This window comes from Erysipelothrix aquatica (assembly GCF_009828775.2).
Lineage (GTDB): Bacteria > Bacillota_I > Bacilli_A > Erysipelotrichales > Erysipelotrichaceae > Erysipelothrix > Erysipelothrix aquatica.
The window spans coordinates 1-13507 of the sequence record NZ_WTSY02000022.1 but is presented as its reverse complement, the minus strand read 5'-3'; the positions used below and the strand labels follow the sequence as shown (position 1 = coordinate 13507).

Here is a 13507-nt window from a genome sequence, read left to right as displayed (position 1 = left end):
TTATCCTCCTATTCCATTTAATGTACTTATTTTCTTCAAGATATAGTTGGTGATATAACCTTGATCAAGAACGTTTACGACTTCATCATGATTGATGTTTGCTGCTAAGCTTTGGTAATCGTCAAATGTTACGATTTTCAGAATGGAGTTCATGATATCTCCCTCATCTAAAACGTTTACAATACCGTCACCATTCACATCGCCCATGACCACAACGACAAGTTGGTCGTATACGGTTTCTCCGTATTCAAGTTTTAATACCATACCCGTACCCACTAATTGACTACTATCCGTAAGCTCAATACCGTTTTTGTCATAGACTTTTAGGGCATCTTGCTCATTTGTAAACATCTGCTTGTACGATTCAAGCGTCGTTGATGGTTCTGAACCCACAACGAAATCCTTAAGCGTTTCTGCAGGTGTTTCTATTGCGTCAATACGTTTAATATCTAGTGAGTCACTGGATAAGGTTAAATTCATCACCGTCACGCCAATGCGTGTTTTAATACCAGGATTTTTTTCACTGCTAATTTCAATCATTGCGCCACCTGGCTTTAGGGCTGTAACGACACCACTTTGATCAATACTCAAGACTTCAGGGTCTGAAACAGTCCATACCAAGCCTTGATGGGTTGCATCCTCTGGATTTACGATTGCCTTAATAACTTTGACCTCGCCTACATTGAGAATTAAAGTAGGTGATTCAACATCAATCGTTCGAATATCACGTTCTCGAGTAACGACAACCGTATATGATTCCTGAGCAATACCATTTTCAGCAGTTGCAACGATCGTAAAGCTTGTTTCACCATACGGAATGGAGCGAACTTCATGACCCGTTACTGATGTTTGAGCGTTGGATGCCGCTACATCAAATCCCATCTCCATAATCGAATCTGGAACAGTAACATAGTATGTTCTTATGGTCGGGTCAAATGTTGGTGAAAGTACGCCTGTTCGCGGTACGATGTTCGTAATAGATGCATCATTAGCGACAGGACGCTTAATAACAAACTCATAGTGACGTTCATTTCCATCTTGACTTCGGACGGTAATTCTATGCTTGGTTTCACCCGCGCCAATTTCTACGATACCATCTCCAACAACAGTTGCTCCTTCGGGTAAGACTGTTTTGAATTCCACAGATTCACGACCTTCAGCTACTGTAACGTCGTAAGGACCTGAATTTTGCGGATCAAATGGACGTTCGAGTGTCCCACCATTCACGATTAGTTCATGAAGTGTATTGTCACTATTGGGAAGACGGTTAATACGCACGATATAAGTACGTGCAACATTTTCTGACGATGTTACCACGATTTTATGAACATTCACACCAACTTCTAAATCACGTACTGTTCCGGTTCCACTTATCATGGATTTTGCATCTTCAGGAGTTGCTATTAAATCCATCTCATGTACCTCAAAAGGCACTGTTATATCATAATTGTTGATGTATTTGTCAAAGCTTGGTGAGACATGACCTTTATTGGTCGTTAAGTTTTTCAAGAAATTACTACTGAAAATCTGACGGTTAACCGTAAACGTATAAACTGTATCCGGAATATTCTCGTTGTTTTTAACAACAACCTTAACCGTATTATCACCAACTTTTAAGTTCGTATTTCCAATTATTTCGTAAGTACTTCGCGTTGGATCTTCAAGAATCACAGTATCGAGATTCAATTTGGTGACCTCATTGGGGACCGTTAATGCATAATTTTCAATATCTTTATCGAAGTTTGGATTTTCGATTAGAGCCTCTTTGAAGCGGATTAGCGTTGCTTTTGAACTAATAACCGCCTCACGAGTAATATCAACATCATAGATGCCCACATCACCATTACTACTTGTCACAACGACATCAAATTCATTGAGTCCTACGGCAACTTCCTTGATGCCTGCTCCCGAAATAACCGCTTCTGGATCTTCGGATTTTGCACTTATTTCAACTCGCTCTTGCTCATGACTAAGGTTTGCTACATATGCTGAACGTAAAGGACTAAATTGCGGTTCAAGGTTCCCAGGTCGGATCGCCAAGAACGACAAGCGTGCATTGTTACGTGGTGCTTTTACAATTTTTATAGTATATGTCATTGAAACACCGGATTTACCAGTTACAACAATATCGACATTCTTTCCAGCACTATCCGAAACATCTACAATTCCAACACCTTCAATAGAGGCAATAGCATGTTCATCTTCCGGCTTCGCACCAATCATGACACTCTTCACATTTGGATCAATCTCAAGTGTATAGGGTCCACCATTTGTTTTATCGAATGGTTCTTTAAAAGTTCCGACATTGGCTGTAATTGCATCGAGATAAACACTTGATTGTGATGATTTGTATACTTTTACTGTATAGGTATCTGTACTCTTTCCATTTGCAGCCGTTGTGGTAATGGTTACAGTATTGTTGTCATCACCAAGAGGTGCATCAATACCATTTCCAGTAATAACCCATTTAGTTCCTAATGCACTTGGAGTAACAGATGGGGTTAATGTACTAACACCATTTGCTACATACAATGCATACTCTTTTCTTCCTTTTGAAAAAATTGGTGTTAATAGTCCTTCTTCAAAGCTTAATTTACTTAGAGTTGCATCTCCTGATAATGCTTGATTAATAATTACTTCATAGGTTCGTAGAAGACCATCCTTACTTTGGACGACAACCTTATATGAATTCCTTCCCGATGCAACTGGGAACGTGCCAAGTCCGGAAACAATTGTCGCATCATCACTCTCTTTTGTCGCATCAATTGTAACTTCAGTCGTAGATGTATCAACATTTACAACATAGCGCGTTGTATCTGGTTTGAAGCTTGGGGCAATACCTTTACTTGGTGTTACTGACAAGGATTTCAAACGATTGCTAAACATTGATGATTCTTGTTGAATAACGTTCAAGGTATAATCACGTGCATCGCCATTTTCTGCGGTCACACGAATCGTAAGGTGATTCTCACCATGGTTAATACCTGAGACAACTACGTTTCCTTCATCATCTCTCACACTTGGATAACCTAAAACTTCGTACGTTGCTTTCGCATCTTCTGGTGTCACAGTAAGTGTTACATCATCGTGAATGTCAGAAATGTAGGTCGTGTAATCTGTGCGATTTTTATCAAACACAGGACTGAGTAACCCTTCACTGAGCGCTAACGATGACAGATAGTTATTGTAGGATGCTGAGCGCATAACTTTAACGGTATAAATTCGTGACGACCCGTCAGGTGATGCAACAGTAAGCGGAATTGAGTTTTCCCCAAGCGCAAGATCAATCCAACCACCACCTGTCACCTTCGCGACTGGACGATTTAATGCGACACCCTTCACGGAAATCCGTTCGACATTTTCTGGAACCCAAACGGTGTATTCAGTCGTTTCCATATCAAATTGAGGCATCAGATCACCGTGACTTAGTTGAATCGTTTGCATTCGATTATCATAGGCGCGATGAATCGTGACAGTTCGCTTCACTATATCGCCATTTTGGGCTGTAACACTGATATCAAAGACATTTGCACCAAAATCAAGTGCATATTCACCGGTTCCAAGGATGTTTGCTAAAGGATCCGTTGATGTCGCCTTAAGGTTAATATGATCAACACCCATATCGACTGTATACGATAGATTTTTCTCTGTCAGATCAAATGAATGGATGGTTTCTCCGTGCTCCGCACTTAATGAAGTCAGCGATGTATCATCTGATAGCTTTTTATCGACACTGACATAATACGTTTTTGTTTTTGTTCGATCTTCACTCGTAACGACGATTGTTACCATATTCTTTCCATTCAGTAATGGGTCATTACCACGAATAACGACACGAGCATTGGGAGAAACTGGTGTTGCATTGATTCCCAATTTCGAATCATGCTCCCCAACACTGATCGAGTAGTGTTGCTTTTGCGGATCAAATGAACCTTCATTGAAATTTAAGTTTTCAGGTCCTGATGGTGTTTCTCTAAACGGAATTAAGCCAACAAGGGACGCATCATCAGACATTTCTTTGAAAATTGAAATTGTATAGATTGCGACATTTCCCTCGTGCACCTCGGTCGCCATAAGTTTAACGGTATTCATACCTGGTTTGAGTTTCACTTCAACACCATTTGTTGCTTTATTACCCGTGTCGTTGGCCGATGACCCTGACACTAATGTAGTTTCAACTTGTGGCACACCTTGAACTAAGACCTTATCTGTTGCAGAGGATACCTTAACGGTATAATTCATCATCGCACGGTTGAATTTAGGCGAGAAATCCTCTCCCTTACTGATAATGACCCCGTCTTCACTGACCGTAATTGTCTGAAGATAATTGTTGTAACGTGGTTCACGTAAGACATGAATAACATAGTCTTTGGTCTCCCCATTTTCCGCAATCCCTCGAACAATTACATCATTATTTCCTTCAGTCAGATACTCATTGTTAAGAACCTCATAACGTGCTTTCGAATCTGTCGTTTCTGCTTCAATTACCAATTGATCAAATTCTGAAGCAACAGTTGTGCGATACGTTGTCACGTCTGATTCGAATGGAAGTTCAATACTTGGGTTAGTTATCTTTAAGGATTTGAGACTTGCGTCATCACTTCCAGCACGCATTATTTTGATGTTAAAGATTCGCGAGAGGCCGAATGGTGATACAACTTCAACTTGAATGTCATTTCGCCCGATTTTAAGTGGGATGTTATTTATATCAAGAGGATTATTGAATCGATCATAAACATTAATAGTTTGAGACTCGTGACCTTTCTTAACAACGAGTCCAACACGATCTGTTTCGCGTGCGACATGACCTTCAAACTGTATCGCATCATTGTTATAAGATGGATCTAAGACAGCATTTTGTGAGTCAGTTAGTGTTACATCTTCAAGATCAAGTGTGCGCGATAAGTTACGTTTGATAATTAGCGTATAATTGCGAACATCACCATTCTCCGCCTCGACACCAATTGTCACCTTCGTTGCATCTCCAATCAATTCTCTATCTCCAATCGATGAAAGAATTTTAGCTTTAGGGTCTTGGGTAAATGCACGAATAACAACAGACGTTGTTCCCGCTTCGACACCTACTTCATACTCAGAGACATCTGGGTTAAACGGAATTTTAAAAATACTTCCGTCTACTTCAATCGATGATAACTTGTTATTGCGTGAACGAACATATGTCACATTAAAGGTGTATGTATTACTTGTTGTTCCATCCTCACTTGTAACTTTTATCTTAAATGGTTTCAAAATTCCTGCTTCGAGGTTGATTGCTTCTTTCGGTTCATAGGTTACTACTGCTTTATCATCAGCTGTAACGAGTTTCTTTATATAAGTATGGTCAAATGTTTTCACATCACCACTCATCTCCAAGTCATATGTGAATACGTTTGGATTGAAAGATCGATTCAAAGTTCCTGACTCAAACTGTAATTCTTTAATTGTAGAATCATTCCCAGAACTTCGATCAATCAAGATACGATAGGTTTCAATCGTATGACCATCTACAGCGCGAACTCTTAACTCATATATATTTTCATTTGTAGTACTCAATACTAGATCGCCACTTGTTTCAACTCGAGCATTTGGGTCGACTGTTTCAAATTTAATATCACTTGCATAGAGTACTTTTTTACTGTTTGGAACCTTGAGATGATATGTATAAACTGATGCATCAAAGTTTTCTTCGAGTTCATAGCCCGTAACAGCGAGTTTTTTCAATCTCGTTTCGTCTGTTTGTGGTCTTGTAACATTAATTGTGTACACCTTCGTATCACCATTCTCTGCAGTTACTACAATTTCCCGAACATTTTTTCCAGGTTCCAACAATTGACGTGTGTGACCTGTAACCTTGGCATTACGATCTTCTGTATTCACATTAAAGGATAAGTAGTTCGTCGTACTTTCGGTTGTTACGTTGTAAACGTCTTTGGTGTAATTAAAGTTCGGGATCAGCGAACCATTACTTGGTGCAATGTTTGTGAGTGTATTGTTTGCTGAGGCCGGTCGATTCACGACAACCGTGTATGTTTTCTGAATACCAGAGTCACTAGTTACAACGATTGGAAGTCTATTTTCTCCTACATGAAGTTTTTGTTGACCATCACCCGTAACCGTTGCAGTCTTACTTGTCGCCATGATATTGATACTTTCAGTTCCTACAGGAACCGCTTCATTCACGGTATAAATGTCAGTTTGAGGGTCAAATGTCGGTGAATACGCCATATTTTCACCCTTTAGTTGAATCGACAAGTCTGTAAGCTGGTTATCATTTGAATGAGCACGATTCACAACAACGTGATATTTTCGCTCAATCTTGGTTCGTGAACTAACTGTAATTACAAAGCGATTTTCGCCATACATAAGCCCGAATTTTTCGAGACCAGACACGGTTGATGTTGACAACGTTGCTTCACCATCAAATGTAATTGTTTCTTGATCATAAGGAACTTCAACACGATATTCCATGATGCCTTTATAAAATTGTGGTGTTATCAACTCTGCATCAACCGATAGATATTCAAGGAAGTTGTTGGCATAGATTTGACGATACACTTCCAACACATACGTCTCGACTTTATCTTTAGCACTTGAAGTCACTTCAATCTCAACAACATTACGCCCTTCAATGAAGTTTTCATTACCACGAACCACCACTTTCGCCTTAGGATCTATTTTCTCAAAATCCATTTGCAAGGAAGTCATTTCATTATCCACAGTCAACATGTAATGTGTTCTTGCCGGGTCAAATCCATTTTCAAATGGGTAATTTTGAACCTTAAGATGTTTTAACTGTGCACTGTTAATTGGGTCACGTGTCACTGAATACTTAAACGTCACAACTTCTCCATTCTCTGCCGTGACATTCATGATGATTGTATTTTCCCCAACCGTTAATGGGTACTCTTTAAGACCAGAAACCGTTGCTTTCTCATGATTTGCTTGAGCGTCCAATTTAAACGTCTCCACTTCATAAGGAAAACGGTATGTATAATTTCGAACATCATTTGAGAAATCCTCTTGACGTTGCTCATTCACAAATACATCTGTTAACGTATTGTCATCCGCACCTTCTCGATGAATGACTACTGTATACGTTTTTCGTAGACCAGACTCGCTGACTACCTTGATATCTACATAGTTGTCGCCAACATTAAGTGTTTGAACTTGGCCATACTGAACCGTTGCATTTGAATCTGATGTGATTGCATCAACGTTAACTTGCGTTATATCATGTCCGACAGTAGCTTTATAGACTGTCTGATTGCTTGAAAAACCGGGGTTTAAACGCACGCCACTAATTGATAAACTTCGAAGATTTGCATTCTTTGACGGTTCTTTATTGATTGTCAACGTATAATCTTCAACTGTGATACGGTCTTCCGCTGTTACACGAACGATGACCACATTTTTAGTCCCAAATACAAAACTATGGTTACCAATAATTTCAACAGTCGCTTTATTGTGGGTCGGTGTTGCACTGATTCCTAACTGAGTATTTTCAGTCGTACCGGTGTAGTTAAATACATTCGGTTTAAAATTAATGGTGTTATTTTTCAATCCAGATACATTCAATCGACTTAATGTAGCATCACTGGATGGTGCCCGATTAACCAAAATCTGTGTATCTCGTATAATATTGTTTTTTGCTGTTGCACGAATATTAATTAGATTATTACCAACTTCTAATGGATGGCTCCCCACTCCCGTAAGTGAAACATCTGCAGTTTTTGTTTTTGCATTAACATTTAATGTTGTAACGTCATTGGCGACATGAACACGATAGAATTGCGTATCCGGATTAAATCCAGGTATCAATTTTCCGGATGATACCGTCAGATCTGATAAATGAATTGTTTCACTTGGCGCATCTTGTACATATACATTTAACGTATAGTCTTTGAATGTATCTTTTGCTTCCGAGTGGACCCTTACCGTCACCTTATTAGCCCCTGCTTGCAGCCCTTCATTTCCAAGAACACTGACCTGTGCCTCTGGGTGTTGTGTTGCTGTTTCAAGGTTAATTCGTGATGTTCCTTTTGGTACCATAACATCATATTCAATGACATCTGGTTTAAACCCGCGGTTTAACGATCCCTCATGAACTATTAAGGTTTCTAAATCAGCATTGGATGAAGCATCTCGAACAACATCTAGAACATAAGACATACTTGCACCACTATCCGCAGTTGATTGAATGGTAATTATGTTCGACCCAACCTCTAAATGAGTTTTGCCAAGCCCTTGAATAGCAGTTGAGGAAACTTTTGGAGTTGCATCGATCGTAATTGTTTCAACCTCATTACCAACATTAATCTTATATGCTGTTGTTTGGGGATTAAATGTTGGGTCCAACGTTGCGCTAGGACTTGTCGTGAGTGCGGTTAATGTTGGATCACTGTTTTTTTCCATATTTACATGGACTGTATAAGTTTTGGGTTCATTGTTTTCAGCTGTCGCAACAATGCTTAACGCATTATCTCCTGGGACCAAATAGACTTTTCCTACACCACTTATACGTGTTAGTGGATGTTGAGGCGTTGCCGCAAGGTTGAGTGCTTCTTCTGTATACGGCACCGAGACGGAATAGGTTTCTATTTCCGGATTAAACGCTTCAATCTCAAACATACTGCTCGTGATACTGCTTAGATTGTTATTTGTTGCGAATGGTTTTGTGACTGTAAGTACATATTGGCTAACACTTCCATCTTCTGCTGTTACCCGGATATTCACGGTATTATCTCCCGGATAGAAACGTGACGTATTTCCAGTTATAGAATATGAGGCAAATTCACTTTGAAGTTTTACCTCGATTTCCGGTTTCACGACGGTATCCGCCACACTAAGTGTCTGACGAAGGACATCCGATGAAAACTCAGTTATCTCAACACCAGAAATTTTAATGCTCGCTATTTTCGAATTACTGGATTGTTTTCGAACTACATTAAGTGTGTAAGTTTGTACCGTTCCGTCTTGAGCTTTCGTTTGAATGTTGATAACATTCGAACCTACGCTTAAGTTATGCTTCCCTGCACCAGAAACTGTTGTTTCCTCTGCTTCGGCTACGGCATCTATTTCGACAAAATCAATAGCATTATCAACAGTTACCACATAATTGGAAATTACTTTTTGGAAAGACGGAGACAATGGCAAGATTGTATCTTTATGCTTTACAGTTAACTGCTTTAAGAAAGTATTTGCGTTATCCTCACGGTAAATATTTAAGGTATAATCTTTTGTTTCACCATTATTTGCAGTGACACGATAAATAACTTTGTTTAAACCTAAATCTAAATCATCTTTATCTTTTAGAATGGTAACTTTTGCCTCTGGATCCATCGTTTGATAATGAACATCGATTTCTGAGAATTTTGTATACTCGTGAGGAACCGAAACATAGTACTCTGTGATATCTGGATTAAACTCTAAATCGCGTTTCGGTGCATTAAGGGCAAAGGTTTCAAGATCCGCATTCCCTGTCATATCACGATCAATGGTAAACGTATACGCATGATAACTTGATCCATCTTCACTTAGAACGTCAATGTATTGCGTATTGTCAGGACCTGGCTGTAGTTCGAGTATCCCTTCTCCTGTAACGACTTGATACGCATGATCTTTAATAACTGAAAACTCGAGTGAACGAATACGGGATGGTACAATCATCGTATAATGTCCGCCGTCCGAATTTAAATCATTATTGGGATCAAATGCTGGTGATAATTTGCAGTATTCATCAGATACGCCACACAGCGAAGGGATTAACCCATTAATTACGATATCTTTGGGAAGTGAATTTTCGGATGCATCGCGATTTACTTTAATTGTTGTAATTCGAATGGAACCATCTTCTGCAGTCACAGGAATTTTGAATGTCGTCGTCCCGGCAGGAATATCGAACGTACCGTTTCCGGTAATGGTTGCATATGGATCCATCGGAATTCCTTTAATCGTGAGTTCCGTGTCATCTTTACCTAATTGAAGCGTATAATCTGTCTCTTCAGTAACAAATGTAGGGCTTAATGTTCCTTTGCTCACTTCAAGACGCGACAGGTGATTGTCTTCCGAAGCTTTTTTAAGTGCCGTTACGCGAACAAATCCATTTCCTTTATTACCTTGTGTAAATCCACTTTCTTTGTTCGGCATACTCTGATTGCCACTTAGCAATGCCGTGTCTTTTAGCATGAATCGTGAAGCTGGCGCATAACCGGACGGTTTATATGATTTATCAGTATAAACATAGCCCGATCCACCACCGCCTCCACGATCATCATCACGCGAATAATCCGGATAGACACCACCACCGCCGTACCAGCCACCACCGCCGGCACCACCACGACCATCTTTATAGTAACTACCCGCTCCACCGACACCAAAACTTGCATAGTTTCCGGCACTCGATTGCGTTCCTCCTTGACCACCCGAACCATATGATTCTGTTCGAGATACGCCGTTGATTCCACCTCCGGCACCTCCAGGTTTGTTACTTGCACCAACAGACCCACCGCCGCCGGCAACTAAAATACGATTAAAGAGTGAATCTGATTCTACACGAATATCAGATGCGCCACCGCCATAGACATTAGAAGTTCCTGATGATGCACCTCCATTCCATCCGCGCGCTAGCGAATTCCCTGCACCACCAACGTAGATTATGATTTCTTCACCTTTTTTAAGAGGTACGATACCCGTTGCATATCCGCCCAATCCACCAGAACTTCCGCCACGGTTTCCACCTTCAGCGCCCCAAGCTTCCAGTTGATAATTTCCTGTATAAGGAGCTGTGAAATATTGGACTTTACCGGTATAAACGTAATCTGTGGCAATACTTTGGGCGCCATCGCCAGCATCACCACGGTTAACGTTCAAGGTGTAAACCTGTTGCCCAATGTTTGGTTCGTCAACCGTAATTAACACTGTATTTTTTCCTTTACGTAGATATCCATTACCGGTGATGTTCACCGTTGCCTCATGATCAAATGGAATTGCTGTAATATTCAGCGATACGGTAGCGTTTGGAATTTGCACATCGTAGTTGAAAATTTCCGGATTAAAATCAAATGTTAGTTCATCTAACTCAAGCGATTTAAGTCTGTTTGAATCTTCAATCTTTGGTGTAATTCGATATACATTTTGTGTATTTCCATCCTCAGATGTAACATTAATCTCGAGTGCTTTGCCATTTTCAAGAATGTGATCACCCAATCCAGTAATTGTTTGTTTGGGGCGATTTGCGATTGCAGTAATAGCAACAGCTCGATCTGCATCATAAGGAAGCTCTAATACATAGTCATAGATATTTTCGTTAAAGCCTTCAAGTACTACATCATTAACTGATATTGCAGATGCATTCGCATTATTTGATGGGTTTCGGTGCACATTAAACGTATAAACATTCAGGGTTCCGTCCTGACCAGTTACCGTAATTGGATATGCTGTAGTTCCAGGTTGAATCGTAATTTCTTGATCATTATCCCAGTTATGTACAGCATTACGATCTGTAGTTGTTGCTGTAATTTTTAGTTTGGTCGTATCTGCATCGATTGCGACATTGTAATTTTTAGTCGAAGGTGTGAATGGCACATCAAAAGTACCTTCACTAAAGGTCACATTACTGAGCGTCGCATCTGATGAGTATTTATTCAATAAAGAAATCCGTACAAATCCGTTGCCTTCATTCCCCTCGATAGTATGGCCCTTGTGACCTGGCATGGATTGCATTCCATCGAGTAGTTTTTCATTATGCATTATGTATTTTTGAGAAGGTCGATAATTAGTTGGCTTGTATGACTTTTCACTGTATACATAACCAGATCCACCAGCACCAGCTCCGGTCGAATTGCGATAGTTGCCAGCGCCGCCGCCACCATACCAACCGCCACCGCCTGCTCCAGCGCCATAATCAATAGAGCTACCACTCGATTGGCCACCACTTCCACCCGATCCAAAACCTCCAGATATGCCGCCACCACCAGATGCGCTTTGACTTGCACCCGTTCCGAATTGGCCAGATGATCCAGTACCGTTAATTCCAATTAAGCCACCACCAGCACCGCCAGTGTATCCCCTAACACTTGACCCACCGCCACCAGCAACTAGAATACGGTTGAAAAGACCGGTTCCGCCGACACGAATGTCCGAAGCACCGCCTCCATACGAGCCACCACTAACGCTGGTCCATGCACTTCCACCACCATTGTATCCGCGACTTTTAGCTTCGCCACCACCAACGGTGACATACATCTCAGTTCCCGCTTCGAGGAAAACATCTCCGGCAGCGTAACCCCCTTTACCGCCAGCACCATTTTTTTGGTCGGTGCCTCCTTCACCACCCCACGCTTCAAATTTATACACTCCGGTATAAGGAACTTTAAAACGTTGAATATTACCAGTATAACCAAATTCCATATCACGATTTCGTGTTGCTTTAATAATATAAACGGTACTTTCAAGCCCCGGTTTAGAAACCGTAATGCGAATTGTATTCTCTCCTGGCAACAATTCTTCTTCGGCAGCTCCTTCGATTTTGACGGAAGCTTCCGAATCAAAAGTTTGGAATTTAAAATTAATTCCTCCGTACAAGTATGATTTAAACTCATACTCGTAAATATCAGGTTTGAATGATTCCGTAAACGCATGCGTATATTCGTCACTATAAAGACTGTATAACTTGGTACTTCCAGAACGTTGGAAATTTAATGTATATTCTTGCGTCTGTGTTCCATCTGCTGAAATTACGGTAATTTTATGGCGTAAGTGATGATAGTTCAGTTCAATTTTTCCGTCGCCCACAATTTTTTGATTATTGTGGCGTCTATCAACGGTAATTTCATCTTTAGCCATGTATTCACTGGCTATCGGGATGGTATACTCCGTTACCTCTGGATCAAAGCCATCAATGACTTTTCCATTGATCCGTATCCCTTCAAGATTTGCGGATGATTGCGTATTTTCGCCAAAGTAAGTAATTCGGGCATATCCTGAATTTGAATGTCCAATTTCACGAACACCATCGGGACCAAAGAAGCTGACATTTCCAGATAACAGTTCCGTATTGGTGAATTCATACTTCGCATCGGGTGCATAGTTTGAAGGTCGGTAGGACTTATTAATTTTAATGCCATCTTTGATGGTATCGCCCGTTAAGACATAACTTGATCCACCGCCTCCAGCTCCTGTTGTGTTGCGATAGTTGGAAGCACCCCCGCCACCATACCATCCACCACCACCGGCTCCGGCTCCATATTCGATAGTACTACCACTACTACTTCCTCCAGAAGCACCCGGTCCAAAGCTTCCGGATATACCACCGCCTCCAGATGCACTTTGGCTTGCACCCGTTCCGAATTGTCCAGACGATCCAGTTCCATCCATACCAACGACACCACCAGCATAACCACCAGTATAGTTGCGAACACTCGACCCGCCACCACCGGCGACTAAGATTCGGTTGAAATGACCGGTTCCCCCAACGCGAATATCAGTAGCTCCACCACCATAGGATCCT

General features: G+C 40.8%; 1 protein-coding gene. It reads right to left on the bottom strand.

The window, feature by feature from the left end:
- A partial coding sequence (locus tag GVV20_RS07075; protein WP_284693466.1) for a cadherin-like beta sandwich domain-containing protein occupies positions 1–13507 on the bottom strand: 13507 nt, incomplete at its 5' end.